This is a genomic window from Leucobacter sp. OLIS6, assembly GCF_002752355.1.
Lineage (GTDB): Bacteria > Actinomycetota > Actinomycetes > Actinomycetales > Microbacteriaceae > Leucobacter.
Window position 1 is genome coordinate 45,018 of the sequence record NZ_MRAV01000014.1, and the last position, 18,784, is coordinate 63,801.

At 71.2% G+C, this 18,784-nt stretch carries 18 protein-coding genes; 11 read left to right on the forward strand and 7 right to left on the reverse strand.

The features are described from left to right. Positions 1–2 precede the first annotated feature (2 nt). The 4 genes from BMH31_RS10320 to BMH31_RS10335 all read left to right on the forward strand — a co-directional run bounded on the left by BMH31_RS10320 (position 3) and on the right by BMH31_RS10335 (position 3,888). Positions 3–854 (forward strand): regulatory protein RecX, encoded by an 852-nt coding sequence (locus tag BMH31_RS10320; RefSeq protein WP_099722494.1) that lies wholly within the window; start codon positions 3–5, stop codon positions 852–854. A gap of 64 nt (positions 855–918) precedes the next feature. Further along, the gene (gene miaB, locus BMH31_RS10325) at positions 919–2,457 is read left to right on the forward strand and encodes a tRNA (N6-isopentenyl adenosine(37)-C2)-methylthiotransferase MiaB (protein ID WP_099722493.1); all 1,539 of its coding nucleotides are present in this window, start codon (positions 919–921) and stop codon (positions 2,455–2,457) included. After that, on the forward strand, positions 2,454–3,395 hold the full coding sequence (gene miaA / locus BMH31_RS10330) for a tRNA (adenosine(37)-N6)-dimethylallyltransferase MiaA (protein ID WP_099722492.1): 942 nt from the start codon (positions 2,454–2,456) through the stop codon (positions 3,393–3,395). Before miaB ends, miaA begins: the two co-directional genes overlap by 4 nt. A gap of 61 nt (positions 3,396–3,456) precedes the next feature. Then, positions 3,457–3,888 (forward strand): GNAT family acetyltransferase, encoded by a 432-nt coding sequence (locus BMH31_RS10335; RefSeq protein ID WP_099722491.1) that lies wholly within the window; start codon positions 3,457–3,459, stop codon positions 3,886–3,888. Between the two features lie 64 nt (positions 3,889–3,952). Here BMH31_RS10335 and BMH31_RS10340 read toward each other — a convergent pair whose 3' ends face one another. Next, positions 3,953–4,456 carry a nucleoside deaminase gene (locus BMH31_RS10340; RefSeq protein ID WP_099722490.1) on the reverse strand — a complete coding sequence of 168 codons (504 nt, stop codon included), beginning with the start codon at positions 4,454–4,456 and terminating at the stop codon, positions 3,953–3,955. Positions 4,457–4,518: 62 nt separating this feature from the next. On the opposite strand from BMH31_RS10340, the gene dapF reads away from it, so the two are divergent. Then, positions 4,519–5,400, forward strand: coding sequence for a diaminopimelate epimerase (gene dapF / locus BMH31_RS10345; RefSeq protein ID WP_099722489.1), 882 nt, complete (start codon positions 4,519–4,521; stop codon positions 5,398–5,400). A gap of 83 nt (positions 5,401–5,483) precedes the next feature. Here the strand turns inward: dapF and BMH31_RS10350 are convergent, their stop codons facing one another. The 3 genes from BMH31_RS10350 to BMH31_RS10360 form a co-directional block, all read right to left on the reverse strand. Continuing rightward, a complete protein-coding gene (locus tag BMH31_RS10350; RefSeq protein WP_143469847.1) occupies positions 5,484–6,392 on the reverse strand; it encodes a DUF4190 domain-containing protein in 909 nt (302 codons plus the stop codon). Positions 6,393–6,629: 237 nt separating this feature from the next. Further along, complete coding sequence (locus BMH31_RS10355) at positions 6,630–7,331, reverse strand: DUF4190 domain-containing protein (RefSeq protein WP_099725294.1); 702 nt, start codon at positions 7,329–7,331, stop codon at positions 6,630–6,632. A gap of 108 nt (positions 7,332–7,439) precedes the next feature. Further along, complete coding sequence (locus BMH31_RS10360) at positions 7,440–8,054, reverse strand: methyltransferase (RefSeq protein WP_099725293.1); 615 nt, start codon at positions 8,052–8,054, stop codon at positions 7,440–7,442. Positions 8,055–8,185: 131 nt separating this feature from the next. Between BMH31_RS10360 and hflX the strand changes: the two genes are divergently transcribed. The 4 genes from hflX (at position 8,186) to BMH31_RS10380 (ending at position 14,306) form a co-directional block, all read left to right on the forward strand. Further along, entirely contained in the window at positions 8,186–9,742 is a 1,557-nt protein-coding gene (gene hflX, locus BMH31_RS10365; protein ID WP_199068557.1) for a GTPase HflX, read from the forward strand. Between the two features lie 135 nt (positions 9,743–9,877). Beyond that, complete coding sequence (gene metE / locus BMH31_RS10370) at positions 9,878–12,232, forward strand: 5-methyltetrahydropteroyltriglutamate--homocysteine S-methyltransferase (RefSeq protein ID WP_099725292.1); 2,355 nt, start codon at positions 9,878–9,880, stop codon at positions 12,230–12,232. Next, positions 12,229–13,410 carry a hypothetical protein gene (locus tag BMH31_RS10375; protein ID WP_199068550.1) on the forward strand — a complete coding sequence of 394 codons (1,182 nt, stop codon included), beginning with the start codon at positions 12,229–12,231 and terminating at the stop codon, positions 13,408–13,410. Before metE ends, BMH31_RS10375 begins: the two co-directional genes overlap by 4 nt. After that, positions 13,407–14,306 carry a methylenetetrahydrofolate reductase gene (locus BMH31_RS10380; RefSeq protein ID WP_099725291.1) on the forward strand — a complete coding sequence of 300 codons (900 nt, stop codon included), beginning with the start codon at positions 13,407–13,409 and terminating at the stop codon, positions 14,304–14,306. The genes BMH31_RS10375 and BMH31_RS10380 overlap by 4 nt, the downstream gene beginning before the upstream one ends. 7 nt (positions 14,307–14,313) lie before the next feature. Here BMH31_RS10380 and lipA read toward each other — a convergent pair whose 3' ends face one another. From lipA to lexA, 3 genes are all read right to left on the reverse strand, one after another. Beyond that, complete coding sequence (gene lipA / locus BMH31_RS10385) at positions 14,314–15,276, reverse strand: lipoyl synthase (protein ID WP_099725362.1); 963 nt, start codon at positions 15,274–15,276, stop codon at positions 14,314–14,316. A gap of 149 nt (positions 15,277–15,425) precedes the next feature. Beyond that, positions 15,426–16,088, reverse strand: a complete 663-nt coding sequence (gene lipB / locus BMH31_RS10390; RefSeq protein WP_099725290.1) for a lipoyl(octanoyl) transferase LipB — start codon at positions 16,086–16,088, stop codon at positions 15,426–15,428. 100 nt (positions 16,089–16,188) lie between these two features. Continuing rightward, complete coding sequence (gene lexA / locus BMH31_RS10395) at positions 16,189–16,854, reverse strand: transcriptional repressor LexA (RefSeq protein ID WP_099725289.1); 666 nt, start codon at positions 16,852–16,854, stop codon at positions 16,189–16,191. A 266-nt stretch (positions 16,855–17,120) separates the two neighbouring features. Here lexA and BMH31_RS10400 point away from each other — a divergent pair, with 266 nt between their 5' ends. Then, positions 17,121–17,564 (forward strand): LysM peptidoglycan-binding domain-containing protein, encoded by a 444-nt coding sequence (locus BMH31_RS10400; RefSeq protein ID WP_099725288.1) that lies wholly within the window; start codon positions 17,121–17,123, stop codon positions 17,562–17,564. A gap of 62 nt (positions 17,565–17,626) precedes the next feature. Beyond that, the gene (locus BMH31_RS10405) at positions 17,627–18,778 is read left to right on the forward strand and encodes a histidinol-phosphate transaminase (RefSeq protein WP_241898246.1); all 1,152 of its coding nucleotides are present in this window, start codon (positions 17,627–17,629) and stop codon (positions 18,776–18,778) included. Positions 18,779–18,784 lie beyond the last annotated feature (6 nt).

Consider the following 18,784-nt stretch of genomic DNA (forward strand, 5'->3'; position numbering starts at 1 on the left):
TCATGGCGGTTCGCTTTCTCCCGCCTCCCGAGGACCGGTCGGCGGCAACCGTCGCCGACCGGGGCGACCTCGCCGAGGTGATCGAGTTCCGTTCGCGGCTCGGCAGTGCCGTCGTGTCCGGCGGGCGCGGCGAGGCGACCGAGCTCGAGTCCGAAGTCGATCCTGAGGCATCGCGCGACACGGCGACCGAGGCAGCGAGCCGCCGGAGCAACGTCGTCGAGGCCGTCTTCGGCGGAAACGCAGCCGGCTCGCGACAAGGCGGCGGAACCGGTCGCGCCAACGACTCCGTACCGGCGGACGCCGGTGCGCTCGAAGCCTTCGACGAGGCCGACGGTCCGACCCGGACGGCGAACGAGGACGCGGTGCGCCTTCTCGCTCGACGGGCACGGTCCAGCGGCGAACTGCGGGGCGAGCTCATCGCGCTCGGGCACGATCCGAACGAGGTCGACGACGTGATCGACGAGTTCGTGCGGAGCCTCTACCTCGACGACCTGGGCCTGGCGCGGGTCGTCACGGAGAAGCTGCGCGAGAGCAAGCGGGCGAGCCGGGCTCAGATCCGGCAGAAGCTGCGCGAGCGGAAGTTCGAGGACGAGGCGATCGAGACCGCCCTGGGCGAGCTCGACGACGACGAGGAGTTCGCGCTGCTGCGTCGTACCGCGGTCGAACGCGCGCGGCGCCTCGGCGGCGTCGACCGGCAGACCGCCGAGCGCCGGCTGCTCGGTTTCCTGGCGCGGCGCGGGTGGTCGGGCGAGCCCGCCGTTCGCGCGGTGCGCGACGCGCTCGACGGGACCGGCGCCCGCTCCGCAGGATCCCGCTCGTCGGGCGGCCGCGGATCAGGCGTTCGCTTCGAATAGCGGCGGGCGCAGGCGGTCCTCAGTGCGGTCTTCGCGCGAGCGGCGGTCTCGGTAGACTCTGAGCATGTCAACCGTCGTCTCCGAGCCCACTGAGATCGCACCGTCGCCCGCCGCAGTCCGCGCCGACGGCACGCCGCGCAGCTACGCGGTGCGCACCTTCGGCTGCCAGATGAACGTGCACGATTCCGAGCGTCTCTCCGGCTCGCTCGAGTCCGCGGGCTACGTGCGCAGCGACGGCGAAGACGCCGACGTGATCGTCATCAACACCTGCGCCGTCCGCGAGAACGCCGACAAGAAGCTCTACGGCACGCTCGGCGCCCTCGCCGGGGTCAAGCGTGAACGCGACGGCGGCATGCAGATCGCTGTCGGCGGCTGCCTCGCGCAGAAGGACCAGCACACTATCGTCGAGAAGGCCCCCTGGGTCGACGTCGTGTTCGGCACCCACAACATGGGATCCCTGCCCGCACTGCTCGAACGCGCCCGCCACAACGACGAAGCGCAGATCGAGATCCTCGAAGCCCTCGAGACCTTCCCCTCCACGCTCCCGACCAAGCGCGACTCCGCATCGAGCGGCTGGGTCTCCATCTCCGTCGGCTGCAACAACACCTGCACCTTCTGCATCGTGCCGACTCTCCGCGGCAAAGAGAAGGACCGGCGGCCCGGCGACATCCTCGCCGAGGTGCAGGCGCTCGTCGACGACGGCGCCATCGAAGTCACCCTGCTCGGCCAGAACGTCAACACCTACGGCGTCGAATTCGGCGACCGGCAGGCCTTCGGCAAACTGCTCCGCGCCATGGGCGACATCGACGGGCTCGAACGGGTGCGCTTCACGAGCCCGCACCCCGCCGCGTTCACCGACGACGTCATCGCCGCCATGGCCGAGACCCCGAACGTGATGCCGTCGCTGCACATGCCGCTCCAGTCGGGCAGCGACCGCGTGCTGAAAGCGATGCGCCGCTCCTACCGCAGCGCCAAGTTCCTCGGGATCCTCGAGCGCGTGCGCGAGCAGATCCCCGACGCGGCGATCACCACCGACATCATCGTCGGCTTCCCCGGCGAGACCGAAGAGGACTTCGCCGAGACGCTGCGCGTCGTCGAAGCCTCGCGATTCTCCAGCGCCTTCACCTTCCAGTACTCGATCCGCCCCGGAACCCCCGCCGCCACCATGGAGGACCAGATCCCCAAGGCCGTCGTGCAGGAGCGCTATGAACGCCTCGTCGCGCTGCAGGAGCGGCTCTCGCTCGAGGAGAACGAAGCGCAGATCGGACGCCGCATCGACGTGCTCGTCTCCGTGGGCGAGGGCAAGAAGGACACCGCCACGCGGCGCCTGTCGGGCCGCGGCGAAGACAACCGCCTCGTGCATTTCGCTCTCCCGAAGGGCGCCGAGGAACCCCGCCCGGGCGACGTCGTCACCGTGGGCGTGACCGCGGCCGCGCCCCACTTCCTCATCGCCGACGACACCTCGGGCTACGCGGTGCGACGCACGCGTGCCGGTGACGCCTGGGACCGTCGCCAGGCCGAGAGCTGCGGTGTCGCCGCTCCGAGCTCCGCCGGCGCCGCCCGGCAGGTCGGCCTCGGCATCCCGACCATCCGGACCGCGTGACCGACTCGCCCGCCCAGCCACGTCCGCGGATCTGGGCGGTCGTCGGCGCGACCGGCACCGGCAAGACCGCCCTCTCCCTCGACCTCGCCGAACGGCTCGGGGCCGCAGGCGCGCCCGCCGAGATCGTGAACGCCGACGCCATGCAGCTCTACCGCGGCATGGACATCGGCACGGCGAAGCTCCCCGAGGCCGAACGTCGGGGGATCCCGCATCACCTGTTCGACGCCGTCGAACCCCGCGACGAAGCGACCGTCGCCTGGTATCAGCCGACGGTCCGGCGCGCCATCGAGCAGGTGCTCGGACGCGGCCATCACGCGATCCTCGTCGGGGGATCCGGGCTCTACGTCTCGAGCGCGATCTTCGACTTCCGCTTCCCCCCACGGGACGATGCGCTGCGGGCCGAGCTCGAAGCGCGGCTCGAACGCGACGGAGTCGGTCCGCTGCTGGAGGACCTGCGCGGGATCGCCCCTGCAGTCGCCGACGCCGTCGACGCCAGGAACCCGAGGCGGGTCGTCCGCGCGCTCGAGGTCGCGCGGCTCGGCGGCGATGCCCAGGTCGTGCTGCCGGACACCCCGGAGCTCTGGCGGCCCGAAGCGGGCGACGGCACCCGGATCATCGGCGTGCACTGCGAACGCGCGGAGCTCGTCGAACGGCTCGACCACCGCGTGGAGCGGATGTGGGCGGACGGCCTCCTCGACGAGGTCCGCGCGCTGATCCCGAGGGGGATCGAGCAGGGGAAGACGGCCGGTCGGGCGATCGGGTACGCCCAGGCGCTCGCGCAGATCGCGGGACGCGCGAGCGAAGCCGAGGCGATCGCCGAGACCCAAGCGCTGACCCGCCGCTACGCGCGGCGCCAGGTCAGCTGGTTCAAGCGGTATCCGGGGATCGAATGGCTCGATCGGCCCGAGGTCGGCCGGATCACGGGCCCGGCGGGCTGATCCCGGCATCCTCCGACCCCTCGCGGCGCAGCGCGGCCCGACCCGCTGCTATCGTTCCCGCATGGACGAGCGCATTCGAACCTTCGCCGAACCCGATACTGAGACGGTCGTCGCGCTCTGGGAGGCCTGCGAACTGACCCGCCCGTGGAACGACCCGCGCGCCGACATCGCGCGGAAGGCCGCGGTGCAGCCAGAGCTGTTCCTCGTCGCCGAGCATCACGCATCGGGGCGCATCGTCGGATCGGTCATGGCGGGCTACGACGGGCACCGCGGCTGGCTCTACTACCTGGCGACGGATCCGGCCCACCGCGGGCGGGGGATCGCCCGCGCGCTGGTGGCGGAGGCCGAACGGCGGCTCGGAGCCATGGGCTGCCCGAAGGTGCAGCTCATGGTGCGCGTCGGGAACGACCGCGTGCTCGGGTTCTACGACGCGCTCGGCTACGGGACCGACGACGTCCTGGTGCGCAGCCGGAGACTGATCGCGGACTCCTGAGCGCGGAGCCCGCCGAAGCCCGACGGCTCGGTCACGGGGCGATCAGCGGTTGAACCGGGGCCGATCAGAGCTCGATCCCGAACCTGCGCGCGTGCAACGCGCGGACCTCGTCGGCGAGTTCGGGAGCCGGACCTGCGACGGGCACGCCGGGAGCCACGGATCGGATCGGCAGCAGCGCGATGGGGGCCGGAGGGATCCGCCACTCGGCCGACCAAGCGGCGTACTGCTCGGTGCTCGTCGCGTAGACGATCTTGCCGAGCCCGACCCAGGCGTGCGCGGCCGAGCACATCGCGCAGTGCTCGCCCGAGGTGTAGGTCACGCTCGCGGACCGTTCCTCGGGGGTGAGGTGCTCGGCGGCCCACCGGGCGATCTCGAACTCGGGGTGCCGGGTGGCGTCGCCGTGCTTCACCCGGTTCCGATCCTCGAACCGCACGGTTCCCGCGGGATCGACGAGCAGCGAGCCGAAGGGCTCGTCGCCGTCCTCGAGCGCCTCTCGGGCGAGTTCCACGCAGCGTCGCAGGTGCACGAGATCTTCGGGCGTCAGCGCGTCCGAGATGGAGCCGGTCATGCCGTCACGCTAGCACTGCGCGCATCGATCCGACACGCAGGAGCCGGCCCTAGACTGGGACCATGACGACCCTCGCGTTCACCAAGGGCCACGGCACGGGCAACGACTTCGTGCTCTTCACCGATCCCGAGGGGGCGTCGCCCCTCACCCCCGAGCAGATCGTCGCGATCTGCGATCGGCGCTTCGGGATCGGTGCCGACGGCGTGATCCGAGCCGTGCGATCCCGTGCGATCCCCGAGGGAGCCGCGATCCTCGCCGAGGAGCCCGAGGCCGAGTGGTTCATGGACTACTGGAACGCCGACGGGACCCCGGCCGAGATGTGCGGCAACGGGATCCGGGTCTACGCCCATTACCTCATCGCCGAGGGGCTCGTCGCCCCCGAGCGGCGCGATACGCTGCCGATCGGCACGCGCGCGGGGGTCAAGGACGTGCTCGCCGGGGTCTCGGGCTACACGGTGGATCTCGGCCGTTGGCGACTCGCCCCCGAGCGGCTGGTCGCGGCCAGCGGGCTGGACGTCGCGCGGCCCGGACTCGGCATCGATCTCGGGAACCCGCACGTCGTGGTCGCCCTCGCGAACGGCGAGGAGCTCGACGGGCTCGACCTCGCCAAGATCCCCGCGCTCGATCCGCTGCCCGAATCCGGGGCCAACGTCGAGTTCGTCGTGCCCGAGGACCCACTGCTCAAGAACGGTGTCGCGCACATCCGCATGCGCGTGCACGAGCGCGGAGTGGGCGAGACGCTGTCCTGCGGGACCGGGACCGCGGCCGCGGCGCTCGCGTTCCGGCACTGGGGCGGCGAGGGGATGCCGAACCACTGGAGCGTGGAGGTGCCGGGCGGACGCCTCGCCGTGCGCATGTTCCCGACCGAGGAGGGCGAGCACGTCTCGCTCAGCGGGCCGGCCGAACTGGTCTACCGCGGTGAGGTCGACCTCTCGACGCTGTAGCGGATCTCGCCCGCCCCGGCTGAAACGCGAGAGCGGCGGATCGCCCCGAAGGGTGATCCGCCGCTCTCGTGTCTTGGGGACGACTACATGCAGTCCACGTAGTCCGAGGCCACGGCCGAGGTGAGTTCGGACTGCAGCTCGCTGACCTTCGAGGTGTCGACGTTCGCCGGGTTCGCGAGGAGGTCGGCCATCTGCTGGTAGATCGCCTTGTGATCCCCGGTCGCGGCCGAGGCGAGCTCCTTGTACGCATCGATCAGGGCCTGGGGTGCCGCGCCGGCGCTCGGATCGATGTTCAGGCTCTCCTTCTCGACCTTGTCCAGTGCGGTGCAGAACGCGGAGGAGGCCTTGGTGCCGTCCGAGGACTCGCTCGGCGTCGACTCGGTGGTCTCGGTCGGCGCGATGCTGGTCTGGCTGTCCTCGTACTGCTTCTGCGCCTCGGACGCCGCGGTGCCGACGATGGCCGCACCGGTGACGAGGGTCACGATGATGACGATCGTCGCAATGATGCCGGTGGCGACGCTGACGTAGCCGATGATCGTGCCGGCGAGCGCGAAGCCGCGTCCTCGGCTGCCGTCGCGCTTGATCTGCTTCAGCGCGATGTGGCCGCAGATCACGCCGACGAGGCCGACGAAGAACGACCCGATGAACGAGACCAGCGCGAGCGGGTTCATGGGAGCCTGGGGTGCGGGGACCTGGGCGCCGGGCTGCTGCTGGTACGGGGGCACCGGGGCGCCGGGACCCTGCGGCGGGACCGGTGCGCCGGCGACCGGAGCGGGCTGCGGGGCGGGAACCGGCGGCGGCACCGGCGCGCCCGCGACGGGCGCGGTCTGCGGCAACCGCACGGTCGGCTGCTCCGAGGCGACCGGGGGCACCGGGGGAGCAACGGGGGCGCTCGGGGCCTCCGAAGCGGGCGGCGCGGGGATCTGGGGCGCCTGAGGCTGGACGGGAGGCTGGTTCTGAGCCTGGTTCTCGGGCTGCTCGGGGGTCGTCACGATGCGATCTCTTCCGGGTCTGAGGGGGCGCCCGACGGGCGCGGATTTCGTTGGCGGGGAAAAAGAGAACACACCGGTTCGGCCCTGTCCCCGCAATGAGTGTATGCGGAGGATTCCCCTTCGCGCATCCGAGAGGAAAGCAGAACGAATATCGTGCGTGAAATGCGTCGGAAAGAAGCTTGCCCATTCAATTGAATAGGCAAGAAGAAGCGCTTTGCGGAAAGCGCGCGCGGCGGGTCACCAGCAGTCGGCGCCGTCCTCCGTGAGCGCGTTGTCGGCGTCCGCCTGGAGCTGCTGCTTCTCGGTCGCGGTGAGCTTCGAGGTCCCGGACAGCATCGCGATGTAGTCGGTGTAGAGCTTCTGGTGGGTCTCGGGCGCGATCTCGGCGACCTTCTTGACCGAGTCGATCAGCGTCTGCGGCGCGGGCTCGCCGATCACGTACGCGTCGACCTCGTCCCAGTAGGTGCTGAGCGCGTCGCACAGGGGCTGGTCCGCCGGGCTCGGCGTCACCGACTCCTCGCTGTACGGGGCGGAGCCGCCCTCGTCGTGCAGGCCGGTGCCGGCGCTGCCCGCGGCAACCCCGATCGCACCGATCGCGAAAATGCCGAAGAGGATCAGGAACCCGACCGCGATCAGCTCGAGCGCGAGCGTCACGTAGCCGATGATGGTGCCCGCGAGCGCGAATCCGTGCCCGCGTTCGCCGCTGCGTTTGATCTGCTTCAGCGCGATGTGGCCGCAGATAATGCCGACGAGGCCGACGAAGAACGACCCGATGAACGAGACGAGCGAGAGCGCGTTGAGAGGTGCCTCGGGCTGCGGCTGGAACGGGGGCTGCGCGGGCCCGGGGTACGGGGGCTGCTGCTCGGAGAGGGGGACGCTCGTCGTCGCGTCCGGGAGCCCGGTCTGGTTGGGATCCTGCGGCGGGAACAGGTTCGACATCGTCTGTCCTTCGAGTTGCGGCCCCGGCGACTTCCGGGCGCTCGGGATCAGTCTAGGAGTGCGGGCGGTACGGCGCTCTCAGGGAACGCGGAGTGCGGATTCCAGGGGTCAGTCGCGCTGCGCGCGGATCACATGGAATCCCTTGTCGCGCGCCATGCGATCCACCGAGAGCTCGGGGAACGTCCCGCCGATCCAGCGCTGCAGGGAGTCGGCTCCGAGATGCTTCGCGACGACCAGGTAGGCGGTGCCGCCCGGCGCGAGGCGCGGCAGCCAGGTGCCGAGGATCTCGTGCAGTGCGGCCTTGCCGACGCGGATGGGCGGGTTCGAACGGATCTCGTCGAAGCGGAGATCGTCCGGCACCTCCTCGGGGGAGGCGATGCGCACGGTGCCGAGGTCGAGCGCGCGCGCGTTCTCCGCCGCGAGCGCGCGCGCCCGCTCGTTGATGTCGATGCCCCAGACCTCCGCGTCGAGACCCGATCCTGCGGAGGAGAGCGCCGCATCGAGCGCGATGGGACCCCAACCGCATCCGATGTCGAGCACGCAGCCGGCGGGCGGGGAATCGGCGAGGGCGCGCAGCAGCACCTCGGTGCCGCGATCCAGGTGCTCGGGGCTGAACACGCCGCCGGCGGTCCGCACCGTCCGCTCCGCGCCGCCGAGCATCGCACGGATCTCGCGGGGGCGCAGGTCGCTGTCGGGGGACTCGCTGAAGTAGTGGCCGCTCATGCCCGGGACGCTCGCTGAAGGGGAAGTGCCATGGCCGAGAGCCTACCGGCACGCCCGCACGCCCCGGCCGCGGACGCTCTCGGCGAACGGGCCTGGTCGGGCGGCCGGGCGCGCCGTAGACTGGTGCCCGCATGACGAAACGCATTTCTGAGGATCCGGGCACCGACGTCACCGATCCCATCGAACGAATCCTGGCTCGCGCGAGCGGCTCCGGCTCCACCGGAGCGACGGTGATCCGCGACGGCGCTGTCGAGAACCTGACGGGCGGCGCGCAGGCGCTGGGCGACGAAGCGCACGATCAGCTCTCCGCCGACATCGACGCGATCCGACTGGAACGCGAGCAGCGAGCGTCGCTGCGCCGGGTTCCCGGGCTCTCGACCGAGCTCGAGGACGTCACCGAGGTCGAGTACCGCCAGTTGCGGCTCGAGAACGTCGTGCTCATCGGGGTGTACCCGCAGGGCAGCCTCGACGACGCCGAGAACTCGCTGCGCGAGCTCGCCGCGCTCGCCGAGACGGCGGGGGCGAACGTGCTCGACGGCCTGCTGCAGCGGCGCCCGCACCCGGACAAGAGCACCTACCTCGGCAAGGGCAAGGCGCACGAGCTCGCCGAGCTCGTCGCGAGCGTCGGAGCCGACACCGTGGTGGCCGACACCGAACTCGCGCCCAGCCAGCGGCGCGCGCTCGAGGACGTCGTGAAGGTCAAGGTGATCGACCGCACCGCGGTGATCCTCGACATCTTCAGTCAGCACGCCAAGAGCCGCGAGGGCAAGGCGCAGGTCGAACTCGCGCAGCTCGAGTACCTGCTGCCACGCCTGCGCGGCTGGGGCGAATCCATGTCGCGCCAGGCCGGTGGCCAGGTCGGATCGGGCGGTGCGGGCATGGGATCGCGCGGCCCCGGCGAGACCAAGATGGAACTCGACCGGCGCAAGATCCACACCCGCATGGCGAAGCTGCGCAAGCAGATCGCGGGCTTCGCGCCCGCGCGCGAGGCCAAGCGCGCCAACCGCAAGCGCGGCGAGGTACCGTCGGTCGCGATCGCCGGGTACACGAACGCCGGCAAGTCGAGCCTGCTGAACCGCCTGACCGGCAGCGCCGCGCTCGTGCAGAACCAGCTGTTCGCGACGCTCGATACCACGGTGCGCCATGCCGAGACCTCCGACGGCCGCACCTTCACCTACAGCGATACTGTCGGCTTCGTGCGCAACCTGCCGCACCAGCTCGTCGAGGCGTTCCGCTCCACCTTCGAGGAGGTCGGCGACGCGGACGTCGTGCTGCACATCGTCGACGGCTCCCACCCAGATCCCGAGTCGCAGCTGCGCACCGTGCGCGACGTGATCGCGGAGGTCGACGCCCAGGGCATCCCCGAGATCGTGGTGTTCAACAAGTCCGACCTCATCGACGACGCCCAGCGGCTCGTGCTGCACGGCCTCGCGCCCGACGCGGTGTTCGCGTCCGCGCGAACGGGCGAGGGCATCGAGGAACTGCGTGCGCGCATCGACGCGGCCCTGCCGGTCCCGGACCGCGAGGTCGACGTCGTGATCCCCTACGACCGGGGCGACCTGGTCGCGGAGCTGCACGAGCGCAACCGCGTGCTCGAGACCGAGTACGTCGAGAGCGGGACTCGCGTGCGTGCCTTCGTGACGGGCGAGACCGTGGCGAAACTGGAGCCGTTCCTGCGCGCCGGATAGCGGATCGGAGGGGCCCTCCGCCGACCCTGCGGTAACACTGGGAAACCGGGTAATACTGCGACACGAACCTGCCGCTCGCAGACGCCGCTGGCTAGCGTGAAGTTGATCCAGTCATCTCACGCGAAGGACACTCCAATGCCCGCGACGCAGCCCCTCCCGAACGCCACCATCCTCGGGTACCCCCGTATCGGCCGCCGGCGCGAACTCAAGCGCGCCGTCGAGGCCTACTGGAAGGGCGACCTCACCGAGGCGCAGCTCCTCGAGACCGCGGGCGAACTGCGCGCCGCGACCCGCGCGCGCCTCGTCGAGCTCGGCCTGCCCGCGACGGGCGGTGCGATCCCCGAGAGCTTCAGCTTCTACGACCAGGTGCTCGACGCGACCCTCGCGCTCGGGGCCGTCCCGGCCCGCTTCGCCGACGTCGCCTTCGCGGACGATGCGACGGACCTCGCAACCTACTTCGCGCTCGCCCGCGGCGACAAGGATCACCAGCCGCTCGAGATGACCAAGTGGTTCGACACGAACTACCACTACAGCGTCCCCGAGATCGACGAGAAGACCCCGTTCGAGGCGAACGCCACCGCGCTCGTCGCGCAGTTCGCCGAGGCGAGCGAGCAGGGCATCGAGACCCGGCCGGTGCTCGTCGGCCCCGTCACCTACCTGCTGCTCGCGAAGGCGTCCGATGCCGCGGGCGAGGGCTTCGCGCCGATCGACCGGCTCGACGATGTCGTCGCGGTCTACGCCGAGCTGCTCGGTGCGCTCGCCGCAGCCGGCGCCACCTGGGTGCAGCTCGACGAGCCCGCACTCGTGTCGGACTCGCTGTCGGTGACCCGCGATGAGACCGCCGCGCTCGTCGAGCGCGCGTACGGCGTGCTCGGAGCGCTCGAGAACCGGCCCCAGATCCTCCTGACCACGCCCTACGGGGACTCCTCGGCCTCGCTGCTGCGCATCGCGGCGCTGCCGGTCGAGGCGGTGCACGCCGACCTCGTGCGCGGCACGCTGCCGCACGGCGCGTTCAGCTCGGGCGAGTTCGAGAGCGCCTTCTACAAGAAGCAGTTCGTCGCGGGCGTCGTCGACGGCCGCAACATCTGGCGCACCGACCTCCGCATCGCGTCGGGCGTGGTGCAGGATCTGCAGCTCGCAGGGATCGACGTGGTCGTCGGCACCTCGAACAACCTGCAGCACGTGCCCCACGACGTGAACGACGAGACGAAGCTCGACGCGCGACTCCGCTCCTGGCTCGCCTTCGCCGACCAGAAGGTCGAACAGGTCGCCGTGCTCGCCCGAGGCCTCCGCCACGGTGCCGACTCGATCGAGGCGGAGCTCGCCGAGACCTCGGCGATCCTCGCCGACCGCGCGGCAGCGCCGGGCGTGCGCGTCGACGCGATCCGCGATCGCGTCGACGCAGTGACCGACGCCGACCGCACCCGCGACGCCGAGCAGGCCCGCCGCGAGGCGCAGCGCGCGCTCGACATCCCGGCGTTCGCGACGACCACCATCGGCTCGTTCCCGCAGACCACCGAGATCCGCAAGGCGCGCGCCGCGTTCACCCGCGGCGAGATCGCCCAGGACGCCTACGACGGCTTCCTGCGCGCCGAGATCGAGCGCGTGATCCGCCTGCAGGAGGAGATCGGCCTCGACGTGCTGGTGCACGGCGAAGCGGAGCGCAACGACATGGTGCAGTACTTCGCCGAGCTGCTCGACGGCTTCGCCGTGACCGAGAACGGCTGGGTGCAGTCCTACGGCACGCGCGCCACCCGGCCCTCGATCCTGTGGGGCGATGTCTCGCGTCCGGCGCCCATGACCGTCGCCTGGTCGGCCTACGCGCAGTCGCTCACCGACCACCTCGTCAAGGGCATGCTGACGGGCCCCGTCACGATCCTCGCCTGGTCGTTCGTGCGCGACGACCAGCCGCTCGCCGACACGGCCGCGCAGGTCGCGCTCGCGCTGCGAGACGAGATCGACGACCTCGTCGACGCGGGGATCAAGATCGTGCAGGTCGACGAGCCCGCGCTGCGCGAGCTCCTGCCCCTCGACGCCGACCGTCAGGCGGCCTACCTCGACTGGTCGGTCGGGGCGTTCCGCCTCGCGACGAGCGGCGCCGCCTCCGACGTGCAGATCCACACGCACCTGTGTTACTCGGAGTTCGGCGAGATCATCGACGCGGTCGACGGGCTCGACGCCGACGTCACCTCGATCGAGGCGGCCCGCAGCCGCATGGACGTCGTCGAGCCGCTCGGCGACCACGGGTACTCGCGCGGCATCGGACCGGGCGTCTACGACATCCACTCGCCCCGCGTGCCGAGCATCGAGGAGCAGACCGAGCTGATCCGCATCGCCGCCGCCCGCATCCCGGGCGAGCAGCTCTGGGTCAACCCCGACTGCGGCCTCAAGACCCGCGGCTACGAGGAAACCGTGGCGAGCCTGACGAACCTGGTGCAGGCGGCCCGCGCGGTCCGCGCCGAGCAGGCCGGCGCCACGGGCACGGCGTGAGCGGGGAACCCTCCGGTCCCGCGAGCTGGCCGGTCGGCGGCGTGCTGCCGACCGAGCCGGTCGGCTCCCTGCCGCGGCCGGCCGGCCTGCAGCGGGCGGTGCTCGACGCCGAGATCGGTCAGCTCCCGGCCGCGGAGCTCCGCGCCGAACAGGATCGCGCCGTGCGCGACACCCTGGCACGGTTCGAGGCGACCGGCTCGCCGATCATCAGCGACGGCGAGCAGCGCCGGCAGAGCTTCGCGAGCTACCCGCTCGGTGCCGGCGGCGCCGAGGGCGATGTGCGCGAGGGGCCGGTGTTCGCGGTGTTCGCCGACGGGCACCACCGGGTGATCCCGAGCCTCGCGCGCGGGCCGTTCCGGTACCGCGCCTGGGCCGCGGACGATGTGACCGCGGCGCGGGAGCTCACCGCGCTGCCGCTCAAGCAGGCCGTGATCTCGCCCTCGATGCTGTCGCTCATGGTGCCGGAAGCGGGTCTCGGGGACTACTCGCGAGCGGAGTTCCTGGACGACGTCGTCGCGGGCTGCGCGGAGGACATCCGCCGCTGCTTCGCGGCGGGCGCCGCGCGCGTCTCGATCGACTTCACCGAGGGGCGGCTCGCGCTGCGGCGCGACCTCCGCGCCCCGTGGGCCGGACCGGACGCGCTGGGGGGATTCATCGAACTCTTCAACCGGGTGCTGGCCGAGCTCGCCCCCGAGGAGCGCGCGGCTGTCGGAGTGCACACCTGTCCGGGCAACGACAACGACTCGGTGCACTCCGCCGACGTCGACTACGCGGAGCTGATCCCCGAGCTGCTGCAGATCGAGGCGGGGTACTTCCTCGTGCAGGCCGCGAGCGAACCGGAACCGGACCGTGTCGCGCGGCTCGTCGGCGCGCAGCTCCGGCGGCGCGCAGCCTCCGAAACGCCCGCGCCCCGCGTGCTCGTCGGCGTGACGAACCCGACGAGCCCGAAGCTCGAGACCGCCGATCAGGTGCGGGATCAGCTGGTGCGCGCTGCGCGGTTCATCCCGCCCGAGCTGCTCGGCTCGACCGACGACTGCGGATTCTCGCCCTATCTGATCGACGAGAAGCCCCGGCACGGATCGCCGGACTTCGCCCGCGACGTCGCCTTCGCGAAAATCGCCGCACGCGTGCGCGGCACGGCCCTCGCGGCCGCCGAGCTGAGCGGAGCCGCCGCATGAACGCGACCCTGCTGACGGGGAGCGCGCCCACGCGCGCCCGGTTCTCGTTCGAGGTGTTCCCCGCGCGCAGCGGGGCCGCGGCGCTGGCGCTCGGCCACGCCGTGCAGCACCTCTCGGCCGCCGGGCCGGACTTCATCTCGGTGACCTACGGCGCGAACGGCTCGAACCGCGACGCCTCGCTCGACCTGCTGCGGTACCTGCGGGATCACACCGACGCGCTGCCGCTCGCGCACCTGACCACGGTCGGCGAGACTCGGGAGGCCGTGCGCGCCACGATCCACGGGATCATGGACGCCGGCGTGCACGACTTCCTCGCGCTGCGCGGCGACCCGCCGCGCGGGTCGACCGAAGATGACCCGCTGGTCTCGGGATCGCTGTCGGCGCTCGAGCTCACCGAGCTGATCGCCGAGGCGCGCGCCGAGCGCCCGGCGCTCACGAGCGTCGGTCGGACCGCCGTCGCGGCGTACCCGAACGGGCACCCCATGTCGCGCTCGCGCTCCGAGGACCTCGACTGGCTCGTCGCGAAGCAGGAGGCGGGGGCGCAGTTCGCCATCACGCAGCTGTTCTTCGAGGCGGAGGAATACCTGTCGTTCGTCTCCGACGCCCGCGACGCCGGCCTGCGGATCCCCGTGCTGCCCGGGCTCATGCCCGTGTCGACGAGCGCCCAGCTGCGCAAGGTCGCCTCCCTCGCGGGACGGCCGGCGCCGGCGGCGCTCGAACGCGCGCTTGAGGAGGCGGGCGGCTACGCGCCGGAGCTCGGCGTCGAGCACACCATCAGCCTGGCCGGTGAACTGCTCGCCGGAGGCGCGCCCTCGGTGCACCTGTACACCTTCAACCGGCACGAGCAGGTGCTCGCGGTGCTGCGCGAGCTGAACCTGCTCGCGCCGGTCGGCTGAGCCCCCGTCACACCGCCTGCGGGTAGCTCTCCGCCGCGCGTTCCGCGAGGTGCCGCAGGTGCTCGGGCACCTCGCGGCCCTTCGCGGACATGGTCTGCGCCCACAGACGCCCGGCCCGGTACGAGGAGCGCACGAGCGGGCCGGCGAGCACCCCGGCGAAGCCGATGGACTCGGCCTCCGTCCTGAGCTCGACGAACTCCTCGGGGCGCACCCAACGGTCGATGGGGTGGTGCAGCTTCGACGGACGCAGGTACTGCGTGAGCGTGAGGATGTCGCAGCCCGCGTCGAACAGCTCGTGCATCGCCGAGGTGATCTCGTGCCGTTCCTCGCCCATGCCGAGGATCAGGTTCGACTTCGTGATCATGCCCGCCTCGCGCGCCTGCGCGATCACACCGAGCGATCGGTCGTAGCGGAAGCCCGGTCGGATCCGCTTGAAGATGCGGGGGACGGTCTCCAGGTTGTGCGCGAACACCTCAGGCTGGGCCTCGAACACCTGCTCCAGATCCTCGGGTCGGCCGCCCAGGTCGTCGGCGAGCACTTCTACGCCCGAGCCCGGGTTCAGCTCGTGGATCTGCCGGATCGTCTCGGCGTAGAGCCAGGCGCCGGTGTCGGGGAGGTCGTCGCGGGTGACGCCCGTGATGGTCGCGTAGCGCAGCCCCATGGTGCGCACGGACTCGGCGACGCGTCTCGGCTCGTCGAGATCGAGCGGCAGCGGCTTGCCGGAGGTGATCATGCAGAAGTCGCAGCGGCGCGTGCAGATGGAGCCGCCGATGAGGAAGGTCGCCTCGCGGTCCTCCCAGCACTCGTAGATGTTCGGGCAGCCGGCCTCCTGGCAGACGGTGTGCAGGCCCTCGCGCTTCACCAGCGAGTGGACGTCGCGGAACTCCGGACCCTGGCGGGCCCGGGTCTTGATCCACTCGGGCTTGCGTTCGATCGGCGTCTCGGCATTGCGCGCCTCGACGCGGAGCAGGCGGCGTCCCTCGACCGCCGGACCGGTCCCGGCCGGCGGCGTCGCGGAATGCCCGCCGCCGCATCCACCGGCGGGTGCGGCGACGGGCCGGTCGGCGGGCTGCTCTGCCGCGAGCACCTCCGAGAGCGGGGTGCCGATGTTGCGGGCGCTCACTCGGCGACCTCCGCGAAGGCCGCGGCGAGCCGGGTCGCGAGCGGCGGGGCGACCTGAGCGGGCAGGATCTCGGTGCCCACGAGCCCGCTGAGCGTCGTGACGCCGGCGTCGGTGATGCCGCAGGGGATGAACGCGGCGAAGGGATCCAACGAGTTGCTGCAGTTGATCGCGAGGCCGTGGGTGACGATCCCGCCGCTCGTGTGCAGGCCGATCTGCGCGAACTTGGCGGGGGCGACGGCTCCGGTGTCCGCCCAGACCCCGGAGCGGCCCTCGACGCGGAATCCGTGCGCGCCGAACTCCGCGGCGACGTCGATGATCGCCTGCTCGAGCTCGCGGACGAAGTCGACCACGCCGAGGCGTTCACGGAGCCGGATCACCGGATACGCGACGAGCTGGCCGGGGCCGTGCCAGGTCACCTTGCCGCCGCGGTCGACGGGGACCACCGGGGTGCCGTCGTTCGGGAACTCCTCCGGGAGCGCTCGTCGTCCGGCGGTGTAGACCGGCTCGTGCTCGAGCAGGAGCAGAGTGCCGCGGTCACCGTCGTCGACGATGCGGGCGACGGCCTCCCGTTGCAGTGCGAGGCCGTCTTCGTAGGGGATCGGTGCGGCGAGGCCCGCTTCGTGCGTGCGGAATCGGGGGAGCGCGATCGTCTCGGACATGCCTCACAGAATAGATGGACTGAGTGCAAATAATCAAAAACGACGAAAAAGCGCCGGGGCGCATTGCCCCGACGCTTCCTTCGGCGGTGTCGCTCGGTCGTCAGACCGAGCGGAACACGGCCACGACCTTGCCGAGCACCTCGGCGTGATCGCCGAGGATCGGCTCGAACGCGCTGTTCCGGGGGAGCAGCCAGGTGTGGCCGTCGCGACGGCGGAACACCTTGACCGTGGCCTCGCCGTCGAGCATGGCGGCGACGATGTCGCCGTTCTCGGCATCGCGCTGCTGTCGGATCACGACGAAGTCGCCGTCGCAGATGGCCGCATCGATCATCGAATCGCCCACGACCTTGAGCATGAAGAGCTGCCCGTCGCCGACGAGCTGCCGGGGGAGCGGGACGATCTCGTCGACCTGCTGGTCGGCGGTGATCGGAACGCCCGCAGCGATGCGCCCGACGAGGGGAACGTACGCGGCCTCCTCGACCTGCTGCTGCGGGGCGTCGCCGAGGGACTGCGAGGTCTGCGCGAGCTCGACCAGGATCTCGAGGGCCCGGGGGCGGTTCGGGTCGCGGCGGATGTAGCCGCCGAGTTCGAGCCGGGTGAGCTGGTGGGTGACGCTCGACAGCGAGGAGAGTCCGACGGCGTCGCCGATCTCGCGCATGCTCGGCGGGTACCCGCGGGACTCGACGGAGCGGGCGATGCACTCGAGGATCGCCTGCTGCTTCTCGGTGAGCGGCTTCGGAGGGCGGCTCTGGGTCGTCTCGCTCATCTGGGCCTTCTCTCCGGGTGCTGCTCGGGCGATCGGGGCGGTGCGCTCCGGTGCCGATCATGAATGTCGGTAGTCGGTGGTTCAGTGACTACCGGTGTTCGAAACCCTAGTTCGCGGGCCGGTTCCGCGGCAAACATACGTTCGAGTGTCGCCGAAAAATATCGGTCACAGATTCGAATCGGGGGTTGCGGGTTTCGAGTATCGAACGTATATTCGATACAGATGTTCGACCGCGGGTCGGCGTCGAAGTACGAGAGGAGCCGATCATGGGCGCACGAGAACTGAGTGCAACGATCGATCACCACACCGACGCGCATACCCCTGCCGCGAAGAGCCGCCTGCGTCTGACGCGCCGCGGCCGCCGGGTGTTCGGCGCTCTCGCGACGCTGGCGGTGTCGGCGCTCCTCGCCGGTGTGGCCGTGTTCGGTTCCGCGCAGGCGCAGGCGAACGTCGACGGGCGTCCGGCCGACTTCGGCTACGTCGTGGTGCAGCCCGGCGAGTCCCTCTGGGCCGTGGCCACCCGTCTCGATTCCCAGGCGGACCCGCGCGATCTGATCGCGGAGATCGTGCAGCTCAACCAGCTCGATGGGTCGGGCGTGCAGGCAGGGCAGCCGGTCGCGGTTCCCCTGCGCTACTCGCACGCCACGGGCGTCGTGCCCGCCTCCGAGGTCGGCATCGGCACCAACGCCGAGCTCGCCGCCGGGGCATAATAGCCCGCGAGCGCGGCGTAACTCGGCAGCGTGGGCGTCGGGCCTCCCCGTAGACTGGATCAGTGACTTCTGAGCCCGCATCCGTGCCCACGACCTCGCCGTCCGCAATCGAGCTCGGCGATCTGCCGCTCCGCGACAACCTGGTCGGCAAGCATCCGTACGGTGCTCCGCAGGACCCCGTGCCGGTCAGCCTCAACGTCAACGAGAACACGCACCCGCTGCCCGAGGCCGTCATCGCCGACATCATCACCGAACTGGAGCGAGCGGTCCGCGGCGTCAACCGCTACCCGGATCGCGAATTCATGAGCCTGCGCACCGCACTCGCCGGCTATCTGGGGCACGGCCTCCGCGCCGAACAGGTGTGGGCTGCGAACGGCTCCAACGAGGTACTGCAACAGCTGCTCCAGGCCTTCGGCGGTCCGGGCCGCAGCCTGCTGAGCTTCACTCCGACCTACTCCATGTATCCGCTGCTCGCCGACGGCACCGACACCCGTTGGATCCCGGTCCCGCGCCCCGCGGACTACGCGCTGACCCCCGAACTCGTCGTGGCGGCGATCCGTGAGCACCGGCCCACCGTCACGATCCTGTGCGGCCCCAACAACCCGACGGGTACCCCGCTTGAGCGCGAAGCGATCGTCGCCGCGTACGACGTGATCGCCGAGTACGGCGGGATCCTCGTGGTCGACGAGGCGTACCAGGAGTTCGACGCCGAGCACGAGACCGCCGTCACCCTGCTGCCCGGTCGCCCCCTGCTCGTGGTCTCCCGCACCATGAGCAAGGCCTTCGCCTTTGCGGGCGTGCGGCTCGGCTACCTCGCCGCCGATGCCGCGGTGGTCGACGCGCTGCGACTCGTCCGGCTGCCCTACCACCTGTCCGCCCTGACCCAGGCAGCCGCGACCGCCGCGGTCTGGCACGCCGACGAGATGCTCGCCACCGTCGCCGACATCCGTGCCGAGCGGGACCGCCTGGAGGCCGCGCTCGTCGAGCTCGGCTACACCGTGCACCCCTCCGGGGCGAACTTCCTCCTCGTCGGCGGGTTCACCGATCCCGCGGCGACCTTCGAAGCGCTCCGCGCCGACGGGATCCTGATCCGCAACCTCGGCATCGAGGGACACCTGCGCATCACCGCCGGCACGCACGCCGAGACCACGGCCGTCATCGAAGCCATCGCCGCGCTCGGCCCGGGCGGCGCCGGCGCGGACCCCGCCAAGTAGGATCGA

What these genes read in the sequence shown, in the direction of transcription:
- BMH31_RS10320 (WP_099722494.1), top strand. Translation starts at nt 3, where the DNA reads ATGGCGGTTCGCTTTCTCCCGCCTCCCGAGGACCGGTCGGCGGCAACC.
- miaB (WP_099722493.1), top strand. Translation starts at nt 919, where the DNA reads ATGTCAACCGTCGTCTCCGAGCCCACTGAGATCGCACCGTCGCCCGCC.
- BMH31_RS10335 (WP_099722491.1), top strand. Translation starts at nt 3,457, where the DNA reads ATGGACGAGCGCATTCGAACCTTCGCCGAACCCGATACTGAGACGGTC.
- BMH31_RS10340 (WP_099722490.1), bottom strand. Translation starts at nt 4,456, where the DNA reads ATGACCGGCTCCATCTCGGACGCGCTGACGCCCGAAGATCTCGTGCAC.
- dapF (WP_099722489.1), top strand. Translation starts at nt 4,519, where the DNA reads ATGACGACCCTCGCGTTCACCAAGGGCCACGGCACGGGCAACGACTTC.
- BMH31_RS10355 (WP_099725294.1), bottom strand. Translation starts at nt 7,331, where the DNA reads ATGTCGAACCTGTTCCCGCCGCAGGATCCCAACCAGACCGGGCTCCCG.
- BMH31_RS10360 (WP_099725293.1), bottom strand. Translation starts at nt 8,054, where the DNA reads ATGAGCGGCCACTACTTCAGCGAGTCCCCCGACAGCGACCTGCGCCCC.
- hflX (WP_199068557.1), top strand. Translation starts at nt 8,186, where the DNA reads ATGACGAAACGCATTTCTGAGGATCCGGGCACCGACGTCACCGATCCC.
- metE (WP_099725292.1), top strand. Translation starts at nt 9,878, where the DNA reads ATGCCCGCGACGCAGCCCCTCCCGAACGCCACCATCCTCGGGTACCCC.
- BMH31_RS10380 (WP_099725291.1), top strand. Translation starts at nt 13,407, where the DNA reads ATGAACGCGACCCTGCTGACGGGGAGCGCGCCCACGCGCGCCCGGTTC.
- lipB (WP_099725290.1), bottom strand. Translation starts at nt 16,088, where the DNA reads ATGTCCGAGACGATCGCGCTCCCCCGATTCCGCACGCACGAAGCGGGC.
- lexA (WP_099725289.1), bottom strand. Translation starts at nt 16,854, where the DNA reads ATGAGCGAGACGACCCAGAGCCGCCCTCCGAAGCCGCTCACCGAGAAG.
- BMH31_RS10400 (WP_099725288.1), top strand. Translation starts at nt 17,121, where the DNA reads ATGGGCGCACGAGAACTGAGTGCAACGATCGATCACCACACCGACGCG.